Raw genomic sequence first — 23,658 nt, forward strand, 5'->3', positions numbered from 1 at the left:
GATCGGCCGGATCGGCTGGACCTGCCGCGACGTGTGGTGGGCGGCCACCCAGGACCCCCGCGCCTGGGCGGCGCTGCCGCGGGCGGGTGCGGTGATCTTCGCCACCGGCGGGATGGACTCGCTGCCGTCGGTGTTGCCGACCGCGCTGCGCGAGCTGATCCGCTACGTGCGCCCACCCCGGCTGCGGCGCTGGGTGCGCGACGGCTACGGCTGGCTGCAGCCACGGCTGTCGCCGGTGGCGCGGTCCGCGCTGCCGCCGCATCTGACCGCGCAGTACCTCGAAGAGACCCGCGGCGCATTGGATTTCAACCGGCCCGGGATCCCGATCGTGGCGTCGCTGCCGTCGGTGCACGTCGCCGAGACGTACGGCAAGGCGCACCACGGGCGCGCCGGGACGGCGGCCGCGATCACCGAATGGGCGCAGCAGCACGATATTCCGTTGGTGGACCTCAAGGCGGCGGTGGGCGATGAGGTGCTCGGTGGCCGCGGGAACCCCGACGGCATCCATTGGAACTTCGAAGCACACCAGGCCGTCGCCGAATTGATGCTCAAGGCGCTGGCCCAGGCCGGGGTCCCCGGGCGCCGATGAGCCGCGCCGACGACGATGGTGCCGGCGTAGCCGGGATCGAGGAGTGGCGCCGATGAGCGTCGTGGTGGTCACCGACTCCGCGTCGCGGCTGCCGGCCGAACTGCGGGACACCTGGGGCATCCGGGTGGTGCCGCTGCACATCCTGCTCGACGGCGCCGACCTGCGCGACGGCGTCGACCCGGTGCCCGACGACATCCACCTGCACGAGCACGTGACCACCGCCGCGGCGACCCCGGACGAGCTGCGGGCCGCCTACCGCCGGGCGCTGGCCGACAGCGGCGGCGACGGCGTGGTGGCGGTGCACCTGTCGGCGGCGTTGTCGGGGACGCTGGCCGCCGCCGAGACGGCGGCGGCCGACCTGGGTGCCGCGGTGCGGGTCGTCGACTCCAAAACCACCGCCATGGCAACCGGTTTCGTCACCCTGGCCGCCGCGCGGTCCGCGGCCGACGGCGCCGACGTGGACACCGTGGCGGCTGCGGCGTCGGCGGCGGTGGGCCGCAGCCACGGCTACATCGTCGTGCACCGGCTGGACAACCTGCGGCGCAGCGGACGGATCGGCAGCGCCGCCGCGTGGCTGGGTACCGCGCTGTCCCTCAAGCCGCTGCTGCGCATCGATGACGGCAAACTTGTGCTGGCGCAACGGATCCGCACCGCCAGCAAGTCGGTAGCGGCGATGATCGACCGGGTCAGCGACATCGTCGGCGACCGGGCGGCGGCGCTGGCCGTGCACCACGTCGCCAACCCCGACGGGGCGGATCAGGTCGCGGCGGCGCTCGCCGAGCGGCTGCCGGCCTGCGAACCGGCGATCGTCACCGACCTGGGTCCGGTGCTGGCGCTGCACGTCGGTGGCGGAGCGCTGGCGGTGTGCGCCGACGTGCCCGACTAGCGCTCAGACGGCCGCCCGGCCGGTGTTCGGCGGCAGGTCGGCCAGCGTGACGATGCCGGGCTCGGCGGCCACCACCGCCGGGACCGCGTTGGTGACCGGCATCGCGGTGTAGATCCCGCCCAGCCCGCCGAAACCGGGCTCACTCCAGTCCTTCGGCGGCAGGCAGTGAATGACGGTGCGCATGTTCGGCATCCCGAACACCTGAATCACGTGACCGTCGGCCACCGGTTTGGGTGGCGTCACCTGATCACCCATGATCCAGTTGAACCCGACGCTGACCACGTTGCGCTCACCGACCCAGCCGCGGTGATACCCGTAGACGCTGGCGACGGTTCCGGCCGGAATCTGCATGAAGCCCAGATCGGTGTCGCCGGTGGCGGGCGTGAACTGCACGTCAAAGGTCATCTTGTCCAGCTGCGCGCCGATCGCGTCGGCCATCATCGCCGCGGCCTCGGCGAAGACTTCGCTTTCGCGGCGCACACTTTCGGCCAGCCCCGCGGTGTCGGGATGCTGGGAGAACCCCATGGCGGTCATGGTGCCCGCCGATTCGTAGGTCGAGCAGTCCACCGACTCGGTGATCCGGATCTCGTCGACCCGCTCGCACGCACCGGACAACACCATGCCGACCATGTTCGTGATGCCCGGATGCGCCCCGCTGCCGAACATGGTCGACCGCCCGGCCGCGCAGGCGGCCAGGATGCGCTCCCGGTCGGCGGCGGTCTGCTTGCCGCCGGTGATCCAGGCCGCGCTGGAGCACACGTTGACGCCGGCCTCCAACAACCGGACCAGCTCGTCGATGTTGGGCCACAGCGGGTTGTAACAACACGCGTCGGGCCGCAGCGCCAGCAGCGCGTCGATGTCGTTGGTGGCCGTCACCCCGGTGGGCTGCGGCCAGCCGGCCAGCTCGGCGGCGTCCACCCCGACCTTGTCGGCGCCGTGCGCGTACACCCCGACCAGCTCCATATCGGGTCGGCCGATGATCGCGTGCAGCGAGCGGCGGCCGATGTTGCCGGTGGTCCACTGGATTACGCGCAGCGGGGGATTGACGGTCATGAGGCTCCTCGGCGACGGTGGTCCGCCCAGCTTATTCGGATGCGGTGCGCCGGCGATTGTGGCACCGTCGAAGCTCGTGAGTCCCCTGACCCTGCGCACCCCGACCGACGACGACTGGCCGAAGATCTTGCGGCTGGACGCCACCGGCTTCGGGGTGTTTTTGGACCCGGAGCAGGTCGGCGCCTTCCGCACCCTGATCCCGTCCGACGGCGCGGTGGTGGCCTGCGACGGCGACGACGTCGTCGGCGTCGCGCTGTATGCGGACCTGCAGCTGACCGTGCCCGGCGGGGCGGTGCTGCCGACCGCCGGGGTCAGCGGCGTGGTCGTCGCGCCCACCCACCGCCGCCGCGGCGTGCTGCGGGCCATGTATGACGAATTGCACCGGCGCATCGCCGATTCCGGGTATCCGATCGCGGCCCTGACCGCCAGCGAGGGCGGCATTTACGGTCGGTTCGGCTACGGGCCGGCCACCGTCGATCACGAGCTGACCCTGGACCGCCGGTTTGCCCGGTTCCATCCCGACGCCCCGGATCCGGGCGGGGTCCGGCTGGTCACACCGGTCGAGCGGCGCGAGGAGTTGGCGGCGATTTTCGACCGCTGGCGTCGGCGCACCCCCGGCGGGCTGGCGCGCCCGGCGGCGCTGTGGGACGACCTGCTCGCCGACCGGGAGGGCACCCGGGGCGGCGGCACCGCCTGGTTCGGGTTGCTGCACCCCGACGGCTACGTGCTGTACCGGGTGCACGGCACCGACCCGAAGACGGTGCAGGTCGGCGAGTTCCGGGCGGTGACCGCCGACGCGCACAGCGCGTTGTGGCGCACGCTGCTCGGGCTGGACTTGATGCGGACCGTCACCATCGCCACCCACCCCGACGACCCGTTGCCGTACCTGCTGACCGACACCCGGCTGGCCCGCACCACCGCCCGCCACGACGCCCTGTGGCTGCGGATCATGGACGTGCCCGCCGCGCTGCAGGCCCGCGGCTACGCCGCCGACTTGTCGACGGTGATCGAGGTCGCCGACGGCTTCCGCGGCGACGGCGGCCGGTTCGCGCTGCAGATCCGCGACGGCCGCGCCCGCTGCACCCGCACCGACGACCCGGTCGAGGTGGCGATGGACCTCGACGTGCTGGGCAGCCTGTATCTGGGTGCGCACCGCGCCGCGGCGCTGGCGGGCGCACAGCGGCTGCGGTGCAAGGATCCCGAGCTGATCGCGCGGCTGGACGCCGCGTTCGTCAGCCACGTCCCCGCCCAGATCGGCTTCCGCTTCTGACCGCGTCTCGGCATGCGCTGGGCGGCTACCCGGCCGCGATGTCGCGACCGATGATCTCTTTCATGATTTCGGTGGTGCCGCCGTAGATGGTCTGTACCCGGGTGTCCAGAAAGGCTCGCGCGACGGGGTACTCCGCCATGTAGCCGTACCCGCCGTGCAGCTGCAGGCAGCGGTCGATCACTCGTTTCTGCAGTTCGCTGACGTACCATTTGCCCTTGGCGGCGTCGACGGGGGCCAGTTCACCCGCGTTGAACGCCAGTACCGACTTGTCGACGTAGGCTTCGGCGATGTCGATTTCGGTGGCCATGTCTGCTAGTTCGAATCGGGTGTTCTGTAGGGCGGTCAGCGGTTGGCCAAAGGCCGTGCGCTGGCGGCAGTAGTCGACGGTGAGATCGAAGATCGCGCGGGACGTGGCCATCGCCATGGCTGTCACCCCGAGCCGTTCGCGCGGCAGGTGACTCATCAAATATTGCAGTCCGCGGCCTTCCTCGCCGAGCAGGTTTTCCTGCGGCACCTGGGCGTCCAGGAAGTACAGCTCGGCGGTGTCCTGCCCCGGCAGCCCGATCTTGTCGAGCTTGCGGCCTCGTTCGAATCCGGGCGTGTCGCGCTCGACTACGAACAGGCTGAACGCACCGGATCCACCTGCGGGGTCGGTGCGGGCCGCGACCACCACGACGTCAGCCATGATGCCGCTGGAGATGAACGTCTTCTGGCCGTTGAGAATCCAGCGGTCACCATCCCGGTGGGCGCTGGTGCGGATGTTGCGCAGGTCGCTGCCGGTGCCGGGCTCGGTCATCGCCAACGCGCCGATCAGTTCACCCGACGCGAAACCGGGCAGCCAGCGCTGGCGCTGTTCCTCATTGGTCAGGTCCAACAGATAGTGCAGCACAAGATCGTCCTGCAGGCTGACTGTCAGACCAAAGGACAACGCGTTGATTTGCGCTACTTCCTCGCACACCACCATGCGGTAGCGGTAGTCAGATTCACTCGAGCCACCATAGCGTTCGTCGATCTGCAGCGCGTAGATCCCGGCCTTGGCAGCTCGTGCGAACACCGAGCGATCGATCCACCGATCACGATCCCAGGCATGTTGTTGAGGGACGACTTCACGCGCCAGGAATTCCCGGACCGTCTCTCGGTAGGCCTCGTGGTCGGAGCCATATAGTTCGCGGCGCATGATCTAGAGCCGTTCGATGATTGTCACGTTGGCCTGCCCGCCCCCCTCGCACATGGTCTGCAGCCCGTACCGCCCGCCGGTTCGCTCCAACTCGTGCAGCAGCGACGTCATCAGGCGTGCACCGGTGCAGCCGATCGGGTGGCCCAGCGCGATGGCTCCGCCGTTGACGTTGACGCGGTCCGGGTCGGCACCAAGTTCGGCCAGCCAGGACAGGACGACAGGAGCAAATGCTTCGTTGATCTCGACGAGGTCGATGTCGTCGATGGACAGCCCGGTGCGCTTGAGTGCGTGCTGGGTTGCCGGGATCGGGGCGGTCAGCACCATCACCGGGTCGGCGCCTCGTACCGACATGTGGTGGACGCGGGCGCGGGGCGTCAGGCCGAACCGGTCGACCGCATCCGGTGAGGCAACTAGCAGCGCGGCGGCGCCGTCGGAGATCTGGCTTGCCACCGCGGCGGTCAGTACACCCCCCTCGACCAACGACGGTAGAGCCGCCATCTTCTCCAGCGAGGTATCGGCGCGCGGACCTTCGTCGACGCTGACACCAGCGTATGAGGTGATCTCGCGCTCATAGCGACCGTCGGCAATCGCGGCGACGGCACGTTGGTGACTGGTCAGCGCGAACCGTTCGTTGTCTTCGCGGCTGAGCCCCCATTGTTTGGCGATGAGTTCGGCACCGCGGAACTGGGAGATCTCCTGAGTACCGAAGCGCGCTTCCCACCCTCGGCATCCGGTCCACGGATCGGTCGAGCCGTACGGCTCTCCCGCACCGAACGCGCTGAGGATCGGGAACTGGCTCATCTTCTGCACACCGCCGGCGATAATGAGATCCGCGGTACCACTCATCACCGCCTGCGCAGCGAAATGCACAGCCTGCTGGGCCGATCCGCATTGCCGATCGATGGTGACTCCGGGCACCGAGTCGGGCAGACCTGCCGCGAGCGCTGCGGTGCGGGCGATATCGCCGGCCTGCGAACCGATGTTGTCTAGACAGCCCAAGATCACATCATCGATCGCAGCGGGATCAAAGTCGTTCCTGGTGACAAGTGTGGTGATCACGTGGGCGGCCATATCCGCCGGGTGTTCCCCAGCGAGTCCACCGCCACGCTTCCCCACCGCGGTGCGAACCGCGTCAACTATGTATGCCTCAGCCATAGGGAATAATTTAACACAGAATCAAAACCTGGACTCAAAAGATCTCGGGCGGCACGATCGAGGGCCTATCGACGGGGATCGCTACCGACCAGAAGCGTCAGGGTCGGGTCGCGGAACTCCTCTTCTTACGTGGGCCAGCAGTCAGTTCTTCGGGGGCTTGGCTCAGGCCATGGCGGACCAGCGTCTGCGCGTTTCGCACGACCGCATCGACCGAGCCCCTTCGGGGGTCCCACCACTCAGCTGTCCAGTTGAGGGCTCCCAGCGCCAGCAACTGGGCCAGGCGCGGATCGAGGTCGGGCCGGATTTGACCATCGGCAGCGGCATTGTCGAACAACCGACGCCAGATCATGCCGTAGCGCGCCTCCTCCTTCATTTGGCGCTTGCGCAGCTTTTCTGGAACCTGCCCGGAATTGCGGATCGATGCGGTTGTGTAGTCGGATAGCTCCAGCTCGTGGCGTAAATGGGCCTCGACCGCTGTCAGGATGCGATCCATCGGCGACGTTTCAGGAGGTAGCGCGTCGAGAACCTCCTGGAGATACCTGCTCATATCAGCGATGCCGCAATACAGCACCTCTTCGATCAGATCGTCGCGGGACGGGAAGTAGTAATAAATCGCAGGTGCCTGAATTTGAGCTTGCTCCGCGACGTCGGATAGGCGGGTACCCGCATAACCTTTGACGCTGAGGATGTGCGCCGCGGCATCAAGTATGCGGGCGCGCGTGCGGGCGTACTTGGAATCCTGCTTGTCGGAGCGCGCACCAGCCTTATCCCGTGGTTTTTTAGGCATCGTTTAATAATACGGTTCACCACCGGCGGAGCAACGACAGGGTGGGACCGGCCATTACGGCATGGTGTAACCGCCGCTGACCGAGACCAGCTGGCCGGTGACCTGGCGGGCGGCCCGCGGCGAGGAGAACCAGAGCACAACGCGTCCGACGTCCTCGGCCGTAGTGAGCCGCCGCAACGGCGTGTCCTTGATCATGTAATCGATCTGGTTTTGGTTGAAGACCGCCTCTTGGCCGACCGCCCACAGGCTCGCGGAACCCACCGCATCGGGGCCCTCGGGGATAACCAGACCCGGACACACAATGTTGGATCGGATCCCGTGACGTCCATGTTCGCGGGCGGTAGTGCGAGCTAAGGCGACCATTGCTGCTTTCGATGCACCATAGACACCCTGCCGAATTTGGCCGAAAGCAGCGTCGCTAGCAATGAAAACGATCGAGCCCCCTCCGGCCTCCTTCATCGGACCGAGGGCGGCCTGGGTGGCGGCGATCGCGCTGAACAGATTGATCTCGATGGTCCGTTGCCATTTCTCGCGGTCGGTATCACTCGCGATGAAGCCGGGCACGCTCCAGCCGGCGTTGTTCACCAGGACGTCAATGCCGCCCCAGGCTTCGATGCTGCGCCCGATCGCGGTGTCGGCCCCGGTCGGCGTCGTCAGATCTGTGATCGCGAGTTCAACCGCCGGGGCGCCCAGGTTCAGTGCCTCGGTGCGAACTTTCTCCGCCTGCGGCCCGTCGATATCGCTGATCACAATACGGGCACCTTCGGCGGCAAACTCGTGTACGATGCCGCGGCCGATGTTCGACGCGCCGCCGGTAACCACGACCCGTGCCCCGGTCAATCCCAGATCCATCACTGCTCCCTTCCTGGAGCCTGCTTGTGGCCACTGCGGACGTAGTTTAACCTAGATTAGAAATATTGAGCAGCGGAACGGAGGAGCATGACAGAGCTGTTGCTCGCGGAGCGTGTTGCTGTCGTGACGGGCGCTGGCCAGGGCATTGGTCGGGAGATCGCGCGCACGCTCGTCACCCATGGCGCCCGGGTGATTCTGGCCGACATCAACGGGGACCTGGCCGGTGACGCGGCTACCGATGTCGGCGGAATCGGTGTGGCCTGCGATGTCACCTCACCCGAGCAGATGCACGATCTGGTCACCGGTGTCACGACCGACCTGGGTCGTTTGGATGTGTTCGTCAACAACGCTGGTATCACCCGCGACGCGTCGTTGAAGAAAATGTCGGTCGAAGACTTCGATATGGTGGTACGGGTGCACCTGCGAGGCGCCTGGCTCGGTGTGCGAGAGGCATCGGCGGTGATGCGGGAGCAAAAGTCGGGCAGCATCGTCAACATCTCCTCACTGTCTGGCAAGTCGGGCAATCCGGGGCAAACCAACTACAGTGCGGCTAAGGCTGGCATCGTCGGGTTGACCAAGGCCGCGGCCAAAGAGGTGGCTCATCACAACGTCCGGGTGAATGCGATTCAGCCGGGGCTGATCCGGACGCCGATGACTGCGGCGATGCCGCCGGAGATCTTCGCCGAGCGTGAGGCGGCTGTGCCGATGAAGCGGGCCGGGGAGCCCGCCGAGGTGGCTGGTGCGGTGGTCTTCCTGGCCTCGGAGCTATCCAGTTATGTCACGGGGACGGTACTCGAAGTCGGCGGCGGACGGTTCATGTGAGCACCGTCCTGCACACCATCACCGACGGCGTGGGGCGGATCGCACTCAATCGCCCGGGCCAGATGAATGCAATCACTGTCGCACTCGGTCGAGAATTGGAGCGCGCGATCCTCGACTTGGGCAATGATCCGAGGGCCAACGTGGTTCTCATCCGCGGGCTAGGCGGGAACTTTTGCGCTGGCGGCGATTTCAATGAGGTGCAACGCCTGCGTTCAGATGGTCCCGATGAGCTACGGTCGCTTTTCATCGCGTTTCGGCGTGCCTGTGAAGCCATTGCTAACGTCGATGTGCCGGTCGTGGCGGCGGTCGAAGGTGTCGCAATGGCCGGTGGCTTCGAGCTGATGCAGTCCGCCGATGTCGTTCTGGTCAGTGACGACGCCCGAATCGCGGACAACCACATCAACTTCGGCATGATCCCCGGTGGTGGCAGCACCCAGCGGATGCCGCGATTGGTGGGACGCCAGCAAGCGTTGGGCATCTTGCTTAGCGGTGACCGGATGTCGGGACAAGAAGCTGTCCGATACGGGCTGGCCTACCGCAGTTTCGCACCTTCCGAATTCAACGAAGGGGTGGAGCAATTCGTGTCAAGATTGGCTGGCCGGCAACGCTCGGCGGTGACCGCGATCAAGCGGCTGGTATATGCGGGCATGGGGAGATCCCTAGCTGTTGGCCTGAACGACGAGAGCGACGCTGTTGTCGCGCATATCAGCGGCCAGACCGGGGAGCGCGCGATCAATGCGTTCGCTGAGAAAGGTGAGAGTTGATGACAACCGCCAGCGCAACTGCGCCGGTTACCTTGGACGTTGACGATGACGGGATCGCGCGCCTACGGCTGAACCGGCCCGATGTGTCCAACGGCATGAACGTAGAGTTGCTGAGGGCGCTGCATGAGGAGATCCTGCGCTGCCACGCCGATCCGCGGGCGAGGGTGGTGCTGCTGACCGGCGAAGGCCGAAACTTCTGTGCAGGCGGCGACGTCCACACCTTCGAGTCCAAGGGCGCCGATCTGCCCGACTATCTGCGCGAGGCCACCGCGTGGCTGCAATTGGCCACTGCAGCGCTGATCCAGCTCCGGGTCCCCGTGGTGACTGCGGTCCAGGGATTCGCGGCGGGCGGCGGCGGATTGGGACTTGTATGCGCATCCGATATCGTGGTCGCCGCGGATTCGGCCAAGTTCTTTTCCGGCGCGGTGCGGGTTGGGATGGCCCCCGACGGTGGTTCGTCGGTGACACTGACCCAGCTGGTTGGACTGCGCCAGGCGCTGCGCATCCTTCTGACCAATCCGACACTGTCCGCAGTCGAAGCGCGCGATATCGGGCTGGTCACCGAGGTCGTGTCGGACGATGCATTGGCGGACCGGACGGCCGAAATCGCGGCATCGCTGGCCGCATTGCCTACCGGTGCACTGTCGGCGACCAAGCGGCTGGTGTGGAGTGGACTCGGGGCGTCGGTGGAGCAGCGGCTGGCTGAGGAGGCACGGACAGTGTCCGAGTTGTCTGGCACTGATGACGCGCTCGAGGGCTTACGAGCCGTCATCGAACACCGCAAGCCGAGGTTCCAATGACCGCCACCACAGTTCTAATCAACGACAACGGCGCGGTGCGCACCATCACGTTGAGCCGTCCTGAGAAGCGCAACGCCATTGATCTCGAGCTGCGCGTCGCGCTCGCTCAGGCGATCGAGGCAGCAGGCTCCGACCAAGAGATCCATGCCATAGTCATCACGGGCGCCGGCCCGGCATTTTGCTCTGGTGGTGATATCACCACCATGGAGCGGATGCCCGTCGATCGCGCGATCGAGCGCGCCGAGCTGGCGCAGCGGGTGATTCGTGCGATTTGGAGTACGCCTAAGCCGGTGTTGGCGGCGGTTGAAGGGTCCGCATTCGGCGCCGGAACGGCGCTGGCGGCCGCGTGCGATCGCGTCGTCGCCGCGCGCGACGCGAAGTTCGCGACGACGTTCACGAACGTCGGCCTCGCCGGCGACATGGGCACCTTCGTCTCATTGCCGGCACGGGTCGGGATGGCGCGGGCGCGGCAGATGCTCTTGTTCCCCAGATCCCTTTCGGCGGCGGAGGCGCTGGAGTTCGGGTTGGTCGACGCGGTGGTCGAACCCGGCGAGTCGCTGGATTCCGCGTGTCGGGACGCCGAGCGGCTGGCCGACGGCCCCGCAGCCGCTTATGGGGTGATCAAGACGCTGCTGTCGGAATCGGGCACGGCTAACCCGTTTGACATGCTGCAGCGCGAGGCAGCCTGTCAGTCCAAGCTTTTCGACACAGATGACTTCGCCGAGGGCGTCGCCGCCTTCCGTGACAAACGCCCTCCGTTGTTCGGCTCAAAGAGAGGAGCGCGATTGTGAGCTCGGCGATCGAAACCCAAACCCGCTATGACCGGCTGATCAGGCGCGACAAAGTCCACGGGTCGTTGTACACCGATCCCAGCATCTTCGCCGAAGAAGTAAGCAAAATCTGGTACCGCACCTGGGTCTTCGTGGGACACGAAAGCGAGGTAGCGCAGCCGGGCGACTATGTCCGCAGGCGGCTCGGGCCGCAGGAAGTGATCATGACCCGCGGCCGCGATGGTCAACTGCACCTCTTGCTGAACCGCTGCGCTCACCGCGGCAATCAGGTCTGTCACGACGCCAAGGGGAACGCGTCGACGTTTCGCTGCCCGTACCATGGCTGGACCTTCCACAACGACGGCGAGCTCATCGGTTTCCCGTTCTTCAAGGGCTACGGCGAACGCAAACTTGACTTGAACTTGGGTCGGGTGCCGCGGGTCGACTCCTATCACGGTTTCGTTTTCGGTAGCTTCGCTCACGACGGACCGAGCCTGGTCGAACACCTGGGCGCCGCCGCTGGTGAGATCGACCGGCTAGCCCGACTGTCGCCGAAAGGCAGGGTGGAGCTCACCGCCGGATGGCTGCAGCATAAGACGCGAGCCAACTGGAAGCTGCTGGCCGAGAACGAAACCGATGGTTACCACCCACAATTCGTGCATGGATCCATCTTCGGCGTCACGGGCAGTCCCATCGGTGCCCTGTACAGCGACTCGTCCACCGCCGTCACCCGCGATCTGGGCAACGGTCACAGCGAAAACGACCTGCGGCCGGAGTTCCGCAAGTTCGGCGAGCCGATGCGGTGGTTTGGCACCACCGAGGCGCGGGTTCCGGACTACGTTGCCGCGATGCGCGAACGCTACGGCGCGGAGGCTGAGCAGATCCTTATCGAGGGCGGGCCGCACGTGATGATCTTCCCGAACCTATTCATCGCCGAGATCCAGGTGTTCAATATCCAACCGGTTGCGGTCAGTGAGTGTATCCAATTCTCGACCGCGATTCAGCTGGCGGAGGGGCACGAGCTCAACACGCGGATGGTCTCGCAGTGCATGGGTTCGGTGGGGCCGGCCGGCATGCTGCTGGCTGATGACACCGAGATGTACGAGCGCAACCAGCGCGGCATCGAATCACTGGAGCCGGAATGGCTCGACGTCCGCCGCGGGCTCAACCGTGAAAGCGTCGACGAGAACGGATTCACGATCGGGGCGGCCACCGATGAAACCGGGATGCGCGGGTTCTGGTCGCACTACAAGACACTGATGGAGCAGCCATGACCGCCACTGCCGCAGCCGTTCAGGATCTGGGCCCCGTACCCGAGGACTTCGACCGCTGGGAAGTCGAACAATTCCTGTACCGCGAGGCCCGGTATGCCGACGAGTTGAACTATGACGCGTGGGAGGCATTGTGGACCGATGACGCACTGTACTGGGTTCCGGTCGCCTCGACGGACGACCCGCTGCGGCAGATGTCGGTGATCTACGACAACCGCAGCCGGATCTCCACCCGGCTCAAGCAGGTGCGGACCGGAAAGCGTCATGCCCAGGCACCGCCGTCGAACCTACGCAGATTGCTGTCCAACATCGAGTTCCTAGGCGGTAGGGCTAATCCTGAAGGCGGTATCGACCTCGAGGTGGCGGCTAATTTTCTCGTGCTTGAATCACGGGACCGCGGCAACAACCTGTGGGGAGGACGCACCACGTATCGGTTGCGCCGTGTGGACGGCTCTTTGCGGCTGACGTACAAGAAAGTTGTCCTGGTGGACAATGACAAGCCCCTGCCGACGCTCAGTTTCCTGATCTGAGGATTCATGTCTATCGAGTTTGGTGGGAGCGACAGCATCGACATGCCGGGCATCGGTCCGGTGATCGGAAGTGAGTTCGCCGAGGTATCAGTGAATTTCGACACCGAAGGGAACTCTCCGCGGCTGCGCCTTGAGGACCTGCGCAGTGGGCGGGTTCGGTATCTGGATGCGCTGGAACTGGAGACGATCATCTGGCTGCAGCAAGATCATCTGAGCAGCCTGCTTGATCCGTCGGCCGACCGGTGGCGGGGTGACGCATGAGGCGCGCCGCGATCGTGGCTCCGCTGCGCACGGCGGTTGGTACTTTCGGCGGGACGCTTCGGCCGCTCCGTGCCGAGGATTTGGCGAGCCGCGTCATCGAGGCGGTGCTGCAACGCAGCGGCGCCGATCCCGGGCTCGTGGACGATGTCGTATTCGCCCAGTCCTACGCCAACTCCGAGGCGCCCTGCATCGGCCGGTGGGCGGCGTTGAACGCCGGGTTGGCGGTAGGCGTGCCCGGGCTGCAGATCGACCGGCGTTGTGGCGGTGGCCTTCAGGCGGTGGTCACTGCCGCGATGATGGTGCAGACGGGCGCGGCCGACGTAGTCTTGGCCGGTGGTGTGGAATCGATGAGCAACATCGAGCATTACACCACCAGCGTCCGGTGGGGAGCCCGGTCTGGTAACCAGGTACTGTACGACCGGCTCGATCGGGGCCGCGAGATGTCGCAGCCGATATGGCGATTCGGTCCGATCAGCGGGATGATCGAAACGGCAGAGAACCTAGCCTCGGACTATGGCATCGATCGCAACGCGGCCGACGCGTTCGCGGCCCGCAGCCACCAGCGAGCCGCCGCGGCCCAGGAATCGGGCCTGTTCGACGACGAGATCGTTGCCATAGAAGTACCCCAGCGCCGTGGTGATGCCGTGGTGTTTGATCGCGACGAGGGCGTCCGGCCCGACAGCACACCGGAGACCTTGGCGCGGCTGCGCACCATCGTGCCGGAGGGGACGGTGACTGCCGGCAATTCCAGCCAGCAGAACGATGCCGCCGCCGCCTGCTTGGTGGTAGCCGAAGATCGGCTCGACAAACTGGGGCTGCAACCCCTTGGGTATCTGGAGGGCTGGGCCGCCGTCGGTTGTGAGCCGTCGCGGATGGGCATCGGTCCGGTGGGTGCGGTCGAAAAGCTCTTCAGCCGAACTAATTTCGGTTTCGACGATCTTGCTCTGATTGAAGTGAACGAGGCGTTTGCCGTCCAGGTACTCGCGGTGCTGTCCGGGTGGGGCTTTAAGCTTGGCGATGTTGACGATCGGCTCAACGTCAACGGGTCGGGTATCTCGCTGGGCCATCCGATCGGCGCCACCGGGGTGCGGATTCTCACGACGATGCTGCACGAGCTGCGCCGTCGGGGCGGCGGGTTCGCGCTGGAAACGATGTGCATTGGCGGTGGTCAGGGCATTGCCGCACTATTCCGCGGGCCGACGTCATGACCGCTGCTTTAATCGGCTACGCCGCCTACCTACCGCGGTTCCGATTGCCCAAGGACCGGATCGTGGCCTCGTTCGACGAGGACAGCACCACCATGGCGGTGGCCGCGGCAGCCGCCGCGACAAGGGGGCACCGGCCCCCCGAAAATCTGTATTTCGCCACCAGCAGCCCGGCTTATGCCGATAAGACCAACGCCACCGCGATACATTCCGCGCTGGGCTTGCCGGTCGGTGGGTTCGCTGCAGACCTCTGCGGTACCGGGCGGAGCTGGGTCGCGGCCTGCCGAGCTGCGGCATCGACCGGCGGAGTTGTGGTATCGGCCGATGTGCGGGTGGGCCGGCCGGGTTCGCTCGACGAAAAGCGGGGCGGAGACGGTGCGACGGCGCTGCTGTTCGGCGATGGTCCCGCCATCGCCGAGATGGTGGGTATGACATCGCTGACGGCGGAGTTCCTCGACCGCTGGCGGCAACCGTCTTCGATCACCGGTGAACAATGGGAGGAGCGCTTCGGTGCCGAACGATATGCTGCGCTGATCGGCAGCGCCTTCGACCGCATGCTCGGCGACAGCGGATTGTCTGGCGTCGACCACGTCGTGCTCGCCTGTCCCAATCCCGCGATCGTCAAACGGGCCGGAAAGTTGGTGAAAGGGCTGAAGTCGACCGTCACCTCGCCGATTGGGTTCGCAGGGGCGAGCGATGCGGCCATCGCCCTGTGCTCGATGCTCGACACCGCGGATGCCGGCGAGACAATCCTGGTGCTTTCCGCGGTCGACGGCTGCGACGCTGTACTGTGGCGCACCACCGCCGAGCTGCCGCGCAACCGACAACAACATCGGGTCGGCGAGCAACTCGCGGATGGTCTACCGGTGCAACACCTCACCTATCTTTCTTGGCGCGGTCTGGTCGAGATGGAGCCGCCGCGGCGCCCAGAACCGGATCGTCCCGCGGCGCCGCCGTCGGCACGGGCCGAGCAGTGGAAGTTTGGCTTCACCGGGACTCAATGTGCTGAATGCCAGTTCGTGCACCTACCACCCGTGCGTGTATGCCGGAGATGCGGCACCGCCGACCACATGCACCGGGCACAGATCGCGACACTGCACGGCACGGTGGCTACCTACACGGTGGACCACCTCGCGTACTCACCCTCACCGCCGGTGGTGCAAGCGGTTATCGACGTTGACGGCGGTGGCCGGTGCACTCTCGAGATCGCTGATGCCGAACCGGACCGGCTGCGCGTTGGCACGCGGGTCGGTTTCACATTCCGTCGGCTGTTCACCGCAGGCGGGGTACACGACTATTTCTGGAAGGCGCGTCTGCTCGGCGACGCCGGAGCGGAGGCCTCATGACCAGCCACGGCATTATCGACCGGGTGGCGGTTGTCGGGATGGGCTGTACCCGGTTCGGTGAGCGTTGGGACAGTTCCACCGACGACTTGATCCTCGAAGCAGTTGACGAATGCCTGGGATCGGTATCCGGGCTGGGTCGAGACGATGTCGACGCTTACTGGCTTGGCACACTCGGCTCCGGGCAGTCCGGCCTGACATTGAGCCGTGCGCTGGGCACCGAGGACAAGCCGGTCACTCGCGTCGAGAATTATTGCGCGACCGGCTCGGAGGCGTTCCGCAACGCATGTTACGCGGTGGCCGCCGGGGCGTATGACGCGGTGATGGCGGTCGGTGTCGAGAAGCTCAAGGATTCGGGTTTCTCCGGCCTGCTGCGGGCCGACCCGCCCAGCGACGGAACCGCACCTGAATTGTCGCTGACCGCGCCCGCGGCGTTCTCGTTGTTGGATCCGGCGTATTGCGCCAAGCACGGTGTGCATCCCGACGAGATGCGCGAGGCGATGACTCATATCGCATGGAAGAACCACACGAACGGTGCGCGGAACCCCAAGGCGCAGTTCCGTTCCCCGGTGACCAAAGAAACCATTGCTAACGCGCCGAAAGTGGCTGGCAGACTGGGCGTCTTTGATTGCTCGGGGGTCTCCGACGGCGCGGCCTGTGCGCTGATTGTGCCGGCCGAGCGCGCCCTCGACTACACGGACTCCCCGATGTACGTCAAAGCGCTTTCACTGGTGGCTGGCTCGGCACGCGGCTCCATGGACCCCGATTTCGACTTCACCACCTTCCCCGAAGTGGTCCGGTCGGCCCGTGACGCGTACGCCCAAGCCGGTATCGACCGTCCGAGTATCGAGCTCTCGATGGCGGAGGTGCATGATTGCTTCACCCCCACCGAGCTCGTGCTGATGGAAGACCTCGGCTTCTCCGAGCCCGGGCACGCGTGGAAGGACGTGATGGGCGGTGAGTTTGACGCCGAGGGGCGGCTCCCGGTGAATCCGGACGGCGGCCTCAAGTCGTTCGGCCACCCGGTCGGCGCCAGCGGTCTACGGATGCTCTACGAAGCATGGCTGCAGTTCCGCGGACAGGCCGGTGACCGGCAGCTGCCCGACCCACGTACCGCCCTGACACACAACCTCGGCGGTCGGCCGGGAGGATGTGTCTCCTTTGTCTCAATTGTCGGTCGGGCCCTCGGTTCGGCGGGCAGCTAGCTCGTGGTGGGTCATGGGTGACAGCCCCCTGGCGCAGTTGCGCACATTCGTCGGTCTTGGATCGCTGGTCCCAGTCGCCGCGGGTGCCGTCGGGATAGGTCTGCTCACCGGTGACAGACGCCGTGGCGTGAACTTCTTTACGTCGACGTGGCCGCAATTGATGTTGACGACCGGCGGCGTGAGCATCCGTACGTTCGGCGCAGAGAACTTGAGGTCCCAGCGTCCGGCCGTGTTTATCTTTAATCACCGCAACAGCTTCGATGTGTTCATAGCCGCGGCCCTTGTTCGTGATGACTGGACGGCGGTGGGCAAGAAGGAACTCGAGAACGACCCGGTCGCGGGCACGATCGGGAGGTTCGTGGACGCAGCGTTCATCGATCGCGACGATCCCCAGCGGTCGGTCGAGGGTTTGCGCAAGGTCGAAGCGCTGGCCCGCAGGGGCATCTCGGTGATCATTGCGCCCGAGGGCACCCGTGCGGACGGGAGTGCCGTCGGCGCGTTCAAAAAGGGTCCGTTCCGCATCGCGATGGCGGCCGGGATACCGATCGTACCCATCGTGATCCGCAATGCGGAGGCGATTGGGGACAGGCACTCCAAGACGCTCAGATCCGGCAGCGTCGACGTTGCCGTGCTGCGGCCCATCGCCGTTGACGGGTGGACCGTCGCGGAGTTGGACGAGCGTATCGCGGAGGTCCGTCAGCTCTACGTCGACACCCTGCAGCACTGGCCCGGTACATCAGACGGAGTCAGTCACCGATGATCCGACACAATCCGCGCAGGTACTGTGCCTCGGTAACCTCGGTACCGAATAGTGTGGACACCGCCGACAGGTGGGGGAATTCGGACACGTCGAGATGTGACCAGGCGGCGCGCGGCCGGTCGGCGCCGGCCCTCGACTCGACGATGGCAAAGATCGCGAACCCCAACGTGTAGGTGGCAAGGGTGCGCTGCAGATGGAATGCCGCCTCGGGACTGAATCCGGCCCGGTGCAGCCGCATCAGCACCCGTTCGATCACCTCAGCCTGGGCGCGACCGAATACCGGTGCATCGGCGACCGCCAGGGTGACGTTGCGGTGGTCGAGGAATCGGCGGTAGATGGACAAGAACACCTTTTCCAACACCGTCTGCCAGCGTTGGCGTAGGTCGACCGGCGGCAGATCCGCCAGCAGCAGGTCGGCGACCATGGTGACGATCTCATCCTTGGACGCCGCGTAGCCGTAGATGGTCATCGGCCGGACGCCGAGTTCCTTGGCCAACCGGGCAATCGTCAGGGCACCGGGACCTTCCGCGTCGACAAGGTCGAAGGCCGCGTGTGCAACCTGGCTCGGGGTCAGCAACGAGGGGCGCCCGGGCCGACGGACCGGGCCGGGAACCGTCAACGGTCTCGGTTACGCCAGGCGGCCACCAATTCGGCGTTCTGCGCCGGCGTCGATCCGTAGGTGACGATCTCATCGGCTCCCGCATCGATGAACCGCTGGAGATTGGCAACGCACTCGTCGACCGTTCCGATCGCACTGCAGTCCCACATGTACTCGTCGGGAATAACGCTGGCGACATCCATCATCTCGTGGCGCTGGAACTCTCTGTCGGCGACCTGCGAGATGTTCGCGAACCGCTTATGGTTGCGGATCTTGTCCAGCAAGCCCTGATCCCAGCCGTTCGCAGTGCACAACTGCTCGCCATAGCCAGGGTACTGCAGGTAGGTGACCATCCGTCCGTGCGCGATCGCACGTGCTTCGAAATCGGACAGATTAGGCGCTGTTACGACCAGGGCACCGACACGGATCGAGTTGGGATCACGGCCGATTCGCTCGCACGATTCGACGATTCGGGCCTTGGCTTCGGCAACGGCGGTCGGGTTCATCATGGGGATGAGGATCACTCCGTCGGCTTTTGCGGCGGCGTATCGGGCGCCGGCGGGACCGCAGAATCCACCGAACCAGATCGGCGGAGGAGCGCCGTGGTAGCTCTCCGCGAAGGAGAGGTCTTCGAAGGTCCCCACCGGTCCGTCGTAGGTAACGTGCTTCCCGGCCCATAGGTCACGCAAAATGTCGGTGTAGTCATACATTTGGCGAAAGGTCGCCATTTGGATGCCGGTGCCTTTGAAATAGCCGTTGTCACCGCGGCCCAGACCCATGATGAAGCGTTCCCCGTAACAGGCTTGCATGGTTGCGCCGAACGCGGCCGCGGTCCACGGGTGTCGGGTGGTTGGGTCAATGACACCCGTGCACACCTGCAAGCGGGTGGTCCGCGCGGCGATGCCGGAGAGGATCACATCGGACCATTTGATGTCGATGCGCTCGGACAGCCAGACGCGGCGAAAGCCGAGGCGTTCGGCATCCACGCCGTCCTGGATTCCTTGCGCTGGTGTGCGGGACACGGTGTCGTACTCGGACTCCTCCTGCTGGGAGGTCACCGCACCGGCGATGACGAAGGCGCTCATGTCCTCAGCGACGGGCGCAAGGGCGGTGTCGGTGGACTTCTCGTTAATGGTCACAGCTTTATCTCCTAGTCGACAACAGTTTCGACGCCCGATCGGTTACCAACGCGGCGGCGTGAGCCACCGGGCTACCAAACGCCGAATCGCCGCGATCGGGCGGCGCGAATCATTTCCGTATGTTATACGGAAATGATGGATATCCGCAAGACGGGAGCATCGAATAACCGGTGTACTCCGCCGACCCGTCGCACCAGCGCTCAGAACAGGCTTGCCGCCATCGCATTGTCGACGGGCAGCGCGACACCGCTGACGAATTCCGCCGCATCCGAAGCGAGGTAGGCGACGGCGCGCGCTATGTCGGCCGGTTCGCCCATGCGACCTTGTTTCGCGGTGACCAGCTCGTTGATCGGTACCGGCGAGAGGGCCTCAAAACGCGACTTCATCTGATCCATCATCGGTGTCGCGATGAGGCCCGGGCACACGCAGTTGACCCGGATATTCGTCGGTCGCAACTCCAACGCGGCCGACTGCGTGAGGTTGATGACGGCGGCTTTGGTGGCGCCGTAGGCAGACATCAACGGGACGCCGCGCAGCCCGGCCACCGACGCGACGGACACGATGGCGCCGCTGCCGGCCTCCGAGATCCGTGGTGCTGCGTACCGGATGCCGTTGAAAACACCGGCGATATTGACGCGCAGGATGTTTACGAGTTGATCCGGGGTGGTCTCGACCAGTGGTGTGGTCACCTCCATCCCCGCATTGTTGACCAGGATGTCCAGGTGCCCGAACCGTTCGACTGTCGCCTGCACCGCGTCGTGGACATCGTCGGGTTCCCTGACGTCACAGCGGAGGGGATGTGCGCGTTCGAGACCTTGCGCGACGGCGGCGGCCCCTTCCGCATTGATATCGCTGACCACGACATTGGCCCCCGCTGCGGCCAGGATCGTGACGACCCCGCGCCCAATGCCCGATGCTGCGCCGGTGACCAGGGCAACCTTATCCGTGAAATTCATGGCCGCAGCGGCTCTCCGCCGAGCAGGGTGATCACCTGGGAGATCTGCTCGGCCCAATGACGCCCGTATTCGGGTTCGGCACTGGCCGCCATGTTGAAAAAGCTGACCTCGTTGATACCGGCGTCGATCATCTCCTGCACACGGCCGGCAACCCGTTGCGGTCCGCCCCACACCAGGGCGAAGTCGGTGACCTGTTCGGGGATTTCCGCCGTCATCTCGGCGACCCGCTCCGGCGTGGCCAGCATCGGGTTGATGTCCTGCGCCCAGTTGAAGTTGCCCAACGGGTGTTCGAAACCCCACTTCTCCCAGGTCTTGCTCGCGTCGATGCTGGCGGCGGTGACCGCGATCCAGCCGGGGTTGGGGTGGCGGGCGAGTTCCCAGGCGGTCTTATCGTCCTCGGCGAGTACCGTCACCACTTGGGCGTTGAAGCGCAGCGCTTCGGGGTCGCGCCCGACCTTTTCCGCGTGCTCCCTGATACCGCGGATGTAATCGGCCAACCAGGCGTTGTCGTTGCCGGACCCGCCCGGCAAGTACGTCAGCCAGCCGTTGCCGACCGTTCCGGCGAGCCGCTGGATTCGCGGGCCGCCGCCGACGAACAGCAGCTGCGGCGGGCCACCCTCCCACGCCGGAATTGGGAAGATCGCATCCGTGAGCGGCCAGAATTCGGATTCGCGCGTGATCGGCTCACCCCCGGACTGCCACAGCGTCTGCCAGATCGCCGCGGCCTCCTCCAGCCGCGTGAACGGCTTGGTGCGGACCTCGCCGAACGGTTTGAATTGCTTTTCCTCGCCGGCCCCGATCGCGAATGTCATGCGGCCCTTGGACATGTGTTGCAGCGTCATCATCTCCTGCGCCATCACCGCAGGACTGCGCCGCAACGGGTCGATCACGGCAAGCAGGATCTCGAGGTTCTCCGTGAGCACCGATGCCGCCGCGCACATCTCCATGGAACCGAACCACGCCTCGGAGTAGAAACTTGTCGGCGCGGCCGGGTCCGCCGATGGCACCGGCGCCGTGAGCATCCCGAGTGGATGGGTCGACATGATCTGGTCGGGTAGATCGAGGAACTGCCATCCGTGCCTGTCGGCTCGCCGGAACGACTCCAGCGCGGCCTCCATCGGCGGGAATTCGTTCCCGAACAAGCCGAACTTCACTGGTTTGGTGGCCACATCCAACCTCCACACTCGTGCGCTGATGCCGGTGCGAGGATTCTTTCGTGAGAGTTACTCCTGTCAAGAGTGTGACTCTCTTAGCTACGCGGCGAGTGGGCGGATGGCGGGCACGACCGATTCAGCGGTACCGGCCCGGCGGCAGGCCGGCTTCCATGGCATCCAACCCGGTCCTCAAGTGATCGACGACCCTTCCGCCGTGGGCCAGCCACACCCGCAGTGCCGTGCGGAAGGCCGCGACGGCGGCGCCCGCGACCACCCCGGCGACGATGTCGGTCTGGGGATCCCGGCCTCGGTCCGCGGCCAGCACCTGCTTGATGATGTCCTCCACCTCGGCGCAGTATTCGAGATAGCGGTTGTGCAACGCCGGTTCGGTATGACACAACCGGGTCCTCGCCGGCGCGAACTCCGGATCCGACTCCAGCCAGTAGACGGCGTTCTCGAGGAGAACCTCGCGGGTGCGAGACCAACCCTCGCCCGTCGGTGGCGGATCGGCGAGAAGCGCCCGATACGACATCATCCGCTCGTCGATGTCGTAGAAGACGGCGTTCTCCTTGGTTCCGAAGTGCCGAAAGAACGTGCTCGGCGCGTAGTCGGCCGCCAGAGCGATCTCTTCGACCGTGGTCTGAGTGAAACCCTTCAACTCGTACTGCTTGAGAGCCTCCAGCGCCAGCTCCCGACGGCCGCGCTGCATCCGGCGTAGCCGCGTCGACTGCTGCGGGCCATCGGTGACCGGTGGGGATTCCGCCATGCCGTTCCCTTCATTGTTTAGCTATCATCGTAGGACTTACTCCTATAGGAGGAGGGGCTATGCGTCCCGCATCCGCGGCTGCCCAAGCGCGCACGGGCGCCACCCCGGACACCGTCTACGCGCTGCTGTGTGACGCGTCGAGTTGGCCAACATGGATCGATGTGGATTCCGTGAACCTCGAGGCGGAGGGCCGTGACGGCGGCGAAAGCGTGGGCGCAGTCCGGGTTTTTCGGTTCAGACGCCTGGGACTGAAGTTCACGACCCGGGAGCGCATCGTTGAGCTGGCCCCGAGTCGTCGCTTCGGCTATGAACTGGTGTCCGGACTTCCCCTGCCGGACTACCGTGCCGTCGTCGACCTTGCCCCCTCGGCGGAGGGCGGAACGGTCATCAACTGGTCAGGATCGTGGCTGCCAAAGCCGGGCACCGGATTTCTCACCGAGCTCGCAATCGCCAGGCTCTATCGGCAGTTCTCCCAGGGATTGGCGCGCAAAGCCGCCGGCTTGTGAATCCGTTGCCGCGTGTCGAAGACCCGCGATCCTCTCGTGAGTTATACGTAAGACGCGGGGGTGTCGGCAGCGGGCGGGCGTCCTGGATGTGTTGCCGCGGCTTGACGGTCGGCATATTTTGAAACTATATTCAAATCGAGCGTAGGCCGCTAGACGCCGACCCAAAGGAATTCACGTGCCCGGAGTGCAGGACAAGGTTGTGATCGTCACCGGTGCCGGCGGCGGATTGGGGCGTGCCTATGCGCGGTTCCTCGCCGATAACGGCGCACTCGTGGTGGTCAACGACCTTGGTGGTGCGCGCGACGGGACGGGCTCTGGTACCGGTATGGCGGACGCCGTCGTCGAGGAGATACGCAACTCCGGCGGGCAGGCCGTCGCCGACTACTCGTCAGTGGCGACCCCGGAGGGCGCCCAGGCCATCGTCACGACGGCGATCGAGCGGTTCGGAGCGGTGCATGGCGTCGTCAACAACGCCGGCATTCTGCGGGACGGTGCATTCCACAAGATGACAGACGAGAACTGGGATGCCGTCCTGAAAATCCACCTGTACGGCGGCTACAACGTCAGCCGTGCAGCATGGCCGCACCTGCGCGAACAGAAATACGGCCGCATCGTGGTCGCGACATCGACCAGTGGCCTGTACGGGAACTTCGGCCAGGCCAACTATGGCGCCGCGAAATCGGGGCTGGTGGGCCTGATCAACACGCTGGCGATCGAGGGCGCCAAGTACGGGATCACCGCCAACGCGATCGCGCCCTTGGCGGCCACCCGGATGACCGTCGATATCGCACCCCAGGAAGTGCTCGACAGGCTGGATCCTGCGCAAGTCGCGCCGGCCGTCGGGTATTTGCTCTCGGAAGAAAACCACGACTCCGGATCGGTGTTCGTCGTCGGCGGCGGTCTGGTCCAACGCGTCGCCCAGTTCCAGAACGAGGGGGTGACATTCTCGGCACCGCCGAGCCTGGCCGAGATCACCCGCCGGTGGCCGGAGATCAGCGACATGTCGTACGCGAAATTGGGCAGCAATCCTGTCTGAACC

General features: G+C 65.6%; 25 protein-coding genes and 1 pseudogene. 16 read left to right on the forward strand and 10 right to left on the reverse strand.

Annotation, left to right across the window (positions count from 1 at the left end):
- Both octT and BKN37_RS05600 read left to right on the forward strand, forming a co-directional pair.
- A partial coding sequence (gene octT, locus BKN37_RS05595) for a diglucosylglycerate octanoyltransferase (protein ID WP_071022947.1) occupies positions 1–589 on the forward strand: 589 nt, incomplete at its 5' end.
- Between the two features lie 52 nt (positions 590–641).
- Positions 642–1,475 (forward strand): DegV family protein, encoded by an 834-nt coding sequence (locus BKN37_RS05600; RefSeq protein ID WP_071023086.1) that lies wholly within the window; start codon positions 642–644, stop codon positions 1,473–1,475.
- A gap of 3 nt (positions 1,476–1,478) precedes the next feature.
- Here the strand turns inward: BKN37_RS05600 and BKN37_RS05605 are convergent, their stop codons facing one another.
- Entirely contained in the window at positions 1,479–2,528 is a 1,050-nt protein-coding gene (locus tag BKN37_RS05605; protein WP_071022951.1) for an NAD(P)H-dependent amine dehydrogenase family protein, read from the reverse strand.
- A gap of 85 nt (positions 2,529–2,613) precedes the next feature.
- Between BKN37_RS05605 and BKN37_RS05610 the strand changes: the two genes are divergently transcribed.
- Positions 2,614–3,798 carry an enhanced intracellular survival protein Eis gene (locus tag BKN37_RS05610; protein WP_242657103.1) on the forward strand — a complete coding sequence of 395 codons (1,185 nt, stop codon included), beginning with the start codon at positions 2,614–2,616 and terminating at the stop codon, positions 3,796–3,798.
- Between the two features lie 25 nt (positions 3,799–3,823).
- On the opposite strand, the gene BKN37_RS05615 is transcribed toward BKN37_RS05610, so the two are convergent.
- The 4 genes from BKN37_RS05615 to BKN37_RS05630 form a co-directional block, all read right to left on the reverse strand.
- Positions 3,824–4,975 carry an acyl-CoA dehydrogenase family protein gene (locus tag BKN37_RS05615; protein WP_071022957.1) on the reverse strand — a complete coding sequence of 384 codons (1,152 nt, stop codon included), beginning with the start codon at positions 4,973–4,975 and terminating at the stop codon, positions 3,824–3,826.
- A gap of 3 nt (positions 4,976–4,978) precedes the next feature.
- Positions 4,979–6,130: an acetyl-CoA C-acetyltransferase gene (locus BKN37_RS05620; protein WP_071022961.1), complete on the reverse strand. Its 1,152-nt coding sequence runs from the start codon at positions 6,128–6,130 to the stop codon at positions 4,979–4,981.
- A 97-nt stretch (positions 6,131–6,227) separates the two neighbouring features.
- Positions 6,228–6,917, reverse strand: coding sequence for a TetR/AcrR family transcriptional regulator (locus BKN37_RS05625; RefSeq protein ID WP_083341589.1), 690 nt, complete (start codon positions 6,915–6,917; stop codon positions 6,228–6,230).
- Between the two features lie 54 nt (positions 6,918–6,971).
- Positions 6,972–7,769, reverse strand: coding sequence for an SDR family NAD(P)-dependent oxidoreductase (locus BKN37_RS05630; RefSeq protein WP_071022963.1), 798 nt, complete (start codon positions 7,767–7,769; stop codon positions 6,972–6,974).
- 87 nt (positions 7,770–7,856) lie between these two features.
- Here BKN37_RS05630 and fabG point away from each other — a divergent pair, with 87 nt between their 5' ends.
- The 11 genes and pseudogenes from fabG to BKN37_RS05685 form a co-directional block, all read left to right on the forward strand.
- Positions 7,857–8,591 (forward strand): 3-oxoacyl-ACP reductase FabG, encoded by a 735-nt coding sequence (gene fabG, locus BKN37_RS05635; RefSeq protein WP_071022966.1) that lies wholly within the window; start codon positions 7,857–7,859, stop codon positions 8,589–8,591.
- Entirely contained in the window at positions 8,588–9,355 is a 768-nt protein-coding gene (locus tag BKN37_RS05640; RefSeq protein WP_071022969.1) for an enoyl-CoA hydratase/isomerase family protein, read from the forward strand. The genes fabG and BKN37_RS05640 overlap by 4 nt, the downstream gene beginning before the upstream one ends.
- Positions 9,355–10,155, forward strand: a complete 801-nt coding sequence (locus BKN37_RS05645) for an enoyl-CoA hydratase/isomerase family protein (protein ID WP_071022972.1) — start codon at positions 9,355–9,357, stop codon at positions 10,153–10,155. Before BKN37_RS05640 ends, BKN37_RS05645 begins: the two co-directional genes overlap by 1 nt.
- Positions 10,152–10,946 carry an enoyl-CoA hydratase/isomerase family protein gene (locus tag BKN37_RS05650; protein WP_071022976.1) on the forward strand — a complete coding sequence of 265 codons (795 nt, stop codon included), beginning with the start codon at positions 10,152–10,154 and terminating at the stop codon, positions 10,944–10,946. The genes BKN37_RS05645 and BKN37_RS05650 overlap by 4 nt, the downstream gene beginning before the upstream one ends.
- Positions 10,943–12,199: an aromatic ring-hydroxylating oxygenase subunit alpha gene (locus BKN37_RS05655; protein ID WP_071022981.1), complete on the forward strand. Its 1,257-nt coding sequence runs from the start codon at positions 10,943–10,945 to the stop codon at positions 12,197–12,199. Before BKN37_RS05650 ends, BKN37_RS05655 begins: the two co-directional genes overlap by 4 nt.
- The gene (locus tag BKN37_RS05660; RefSeq protein ID WP_071022986.1) at positions 12,196–12,726 is read left to right on the forward strand and encodes an aromatic-ring-hydroxylating dioxygenase subunit beta; all 531 of its coding nucleotides are present in this window, start codon (positions 12,196–12,198) and stop codon (positions 12,724–12,726) included. Before BKN37_RS05655 ends, BKN37_RS05660 begins: the two co-directional genes overlap by 4 nt.
- A 6-nt stretch (positions 12,727–12,732) precedes the next feature.
- A complete protein-coding gene (locus BKN37_RS05665) occupies positions 12,733–12,987 on the forward strand; it encodes a hypothetical protein (RefSeq protein WP_071022990.1) in 255 nt (84 codons plus the stop codon).
- Positions 12,984–14,195: an acetyl-CoA C-acetyltransferase gene (locus tag BKN37_RS05670; RefSeq protein ID WP_071022993.1), complete on the forward strand. Its 1,212-nt coding sequence runs from the start codon at positions 12,984–12,986 to the stop codon at positions 14,193–14,195. The genes BKN37_RS05665 and BKN37_RS05670 overlap by 4 nt, the downstream gene beginning before the upstream one ends.
- Complete coding sequence (locus BKN37_RS05675) at positions 14,192–15,538, forward strand: OB-fold domain-containing protein (protein WP_071022997.1); 1,347 nt, start codon at positions 14,192–14,194, stop codon at positions 15,536–15,538. Before BKN37_RS05670 ends, BKN37_RS05675 begins: the two co-directional genes overlap by 4 nt.
- Positions 15,535–16,740 carry an acetyl-CoA acetyltransferase gene (locus BKN37_RS05680; protein ID WP_071023000.1) on the forward strand — a complete coding sequence of 402 codons (1,206 nt, stop codon included), beginning with the start codon at positions 15,535–15,537 and terminating at the stop codon, positions 16,738–16,740. The genes BKN37_RS05675 and BKN37_RS05680 overlap by 4 nt, the downstream gene beginning before the upstream one ends.
- A 16-nt stretch (positions 16,741–16,756) precedes the next feature.
- Positions 16,757–17,470, forward strand: a pseudogene (locus tag BKN37_RS05685) (lysophospholipid acyltransferase family protein); the annotation flags it as partial.
- Positions 17,471–17,486: 16 nt separating this feature from the next.
- Here the strand turns inward: BKN37_RS05685 and BKN37_RS05690 are convergent.
- The 5 genes from BKN37_RS05690 to BKN37_RS05710 all read right to left on the reverse strand — a co-directional run bounded on the left by BKN37_RS05690 (position 17,487) and on the right by BKN37_RS05710 (position 22,113).
- On the reverse strand, positions 17,487–18,119 hold the full coding sequence (locus BKN37_RS05690; protein ID WP_083341590.1) for a TetR/AcrR family transcriptional regulator C-terminal domain-containing protein: 633 nt from the start codon (positions 18,117–18,119) through the stop codon (positions 17,487–17,489).
- Positions 18,116–19,237 carry a TIGR03857 family LLM class F420-dependent oxidoreductase gene (locus BKN37_RS05695; RefSeq protein ID WP_242657097.1) on the reverse strand — a complete coding sequence of 374 codons (1,122 nt, stop codon included), beginning with the start codon at positions 19,235–19,237 and terminating at the stop codon, positions 18,116–18,118. The genes BKN37_RS05690 and BKN37_RS05695 overlap by 4 nt, the downstream gene beginning before the upstream one ends.
- Positions 19,238–19,437: 200 nt before the next feature.
- Positions 19,438–20,193: an SDR family NAD(P)-dependent oxidoreductase gene (locus BKN37_RS05700; protein ID WP_071023009.1), complete on the reverse strand. Its 756-nt coding sequence runs from the start codon at positions 20,191–20,193 to the stop codon at positions 19,438–19,440.
- Positions 20,190–21,362 (reverse strand): LLM class flavin-dependent oxidoreductase, encoded by a 1,173-nt coding sequence (locus BKN37_RS05705; protein ID WP_071023014.1) that lies wholly within the window; start codon positions 21,360–21,362, stop codon positions 20,190–20,192. The genes BKN37_RS05700 and BKN37_RS05705 overlap by 4 nt, the downstream gene beginning before the upstream one ends.
- A 121-nt stretch (positions 21,363–21,483) precedes the next feature.
- On the reverse strand, positions 21,484–22,113 hold the full coding sequence (locus tag BKN37_RS05710) for a TetR/AcrR family transcriptional regulator (RefSeq protein ID WP_071023018.1): 630 nt from the start codon (positions 22,111–22,113) through the stop codon (positions 21,484–21,486).
- 59 nt (positions 22,114–22,172) lie between these two features.
- On the opposite strand from BKN37_RS05710, the gene BKN37_RS05715 reads away from it, so the two are divergent.
- Both BKN37_RS05715 and BKN37_RS05720 read left to right on the forward strand, forming a co-directional pair.
- Positions 22,173–22,619: an SRPBCC family protein gene (locus BKN37_RS05715; RefSeq protein ID WP_071023021.1), complete on the forward strand. Its 447-nt coding sequence runs from the start codon at positions 22,173–22,175 to the stop codon at positions 22,617–22,619.
- 175 nt (positions 22,620–22,794) lie between these two features.
- Complete coding sequence (locus BKN37_RS05720; RefSeq protein ID WP_071023024.1) at positions 22,795–23,655, forward strand: SDR family oxidoreductase; 861 nt, start codon at positions 22,795–22,797, stop codon at positions 23,653–23,655.
- Positions 23,656–23,658 lie beyond the last annotated feature (3 nt).

Source organism: Mycobacterium talmoniae (assembly GCF_001854525.1).
In the GTDB taxonomy this organism is placed as follows: domain Bacteria; phylum Actinomycetota; class Actinomycetes; order Mycobacteriales; family Mycobacteriaceae; genus Mycobacterium; species Mycobacterium talmoniae.

What these genes read in the sequence shown, in the direction of transcription:
- BKN37_RS05600 (WP_071023086.1), top strand. Translation starts at nt 642, where the DNA reads ATGAGCGTCGTGGTGGTCACCGACTCCGCGTCGCGGCTGCCGGCCGAA.
- BKN37_RS05605 (WP_071022951.1), bottom strand. Translation starts at nt 2,528, where the DNA reads ATGACCGTCAATCCCCCGCTGCGCGTAATCCAGTGGACCACCGGCAAC.
- BKN37_RS05615 (WP_071022957.1), bottom strand. Translation starts at nt 4,975, where the DNA reads ATGCGCCGCGAACTATATGGCTCCGACCACGAGGCCTACCGAGAGACG.
- BKN37_RS05620 (WP_071022961.1), bottom strand. Translation starts at nt 6,130, where the DNA reads ATGGCTGAGGCATACATAGTTGACGCGGTTCGCACCGCGGTGGGGAAG.
- BKN37_RS05625 (WP_083341589.1), bottom strand. Translation starts at nt 6,917, where the DNA reads ATGCCTAAAAAACCACGGGATAAGGCTGGTGCGCGCTCCGACAAGCAG.
- BKN37_RS05630 (WP_071022963.1), bottom strand. Translation starts at nt 7,769, where the DNA reads ATGGATCTGGGATTGACCGGGGCACGGGTCGTGGTTACCGGCGGCGCG.
- fabG (WP_071022966.1), top strand. Translation starts at nt 7,857, where the DNA reads ATGACAGAGCTGTTGCTCGCGGAGCGTGTTGCTGTCGTGACGGGCGCT.
- BKN37_RS05645 (WP_071022972.1), top strand. Translation starts at nt 9,355, where the DNA reads ATGACAACCGCCAGCGCAACTGCGCCGGTTACCTTGGACGTTGACGAT.
- BKN37_RS05650 (WP_071022976.1), top strand. Translation starts at nt 10,152, where the DNA reads ATGACCGCCACCACAGTTCTAATCAACGACAACGGCGCGGTGCGCACC.
- BKN37_RS05660 (WP_071022986.1), top strand. Translation starts at nt 12,196, where the DNA reads ATGACCGCCACTGCCGCAGCCGTTCAGGATCTGGGCCCCGTACCCGAG.
- BKN37_RS05665 (WP_071022990.1), top strand. Translation starts at nt 12,733, where the DNA reads ATGTCTATCGAGTTTGGTGGGAGCGACAGCATCGACATGCCGGGCATC.
- BKN37_RS05670 (WP_071022993.1), top strand. Translation starts at nt 12,984, where the DNA reads ATGAGGCGCGCCGCGATCGTGGCTCCGCTGCGCACGGCGGTTGGTACT.
- BKN37_RS05675 (WP_071022997.1), top strand. Translation starts at nt 14,192, where the DNA reads ATGACCGCTGCTTTAATCGGCTACGCCGCCTACCTACCGCGGTTCCGA.
- BKN37_RS05680 (WP_071023000.1), top strand. Translation starts at nt 15,535, where the DNA reads ATGACCAGCCACGGCATTATCGACCGGGTGGCGGTTGTCGGGATGGGC.
- BKN37_RS05700 (WP_071023009.1), bottom strand. Translation starts at nt 20,193, where the DNA reads ATGAATTTCACGGATAAGGTTGCCCTGGTCACCGGCGCAGCATCGGGC.
- BKN37_RS05710 (WP_071023018.1), bottom strand. Translation starts at nt 22,113, where the DNA reads ATGGCGGAATCCCCACCGGTCACCGATGGCCCGCAGCAGTCGACGCGG.
- BKN37_RS05715 (WP_071023021.1), top strand. Translation starts at nt 22,173, where the DNA reads ATGCGTCCCGCATCCGCGGCTGCCCAAGCGCGCACGGGCGCCACCCCG.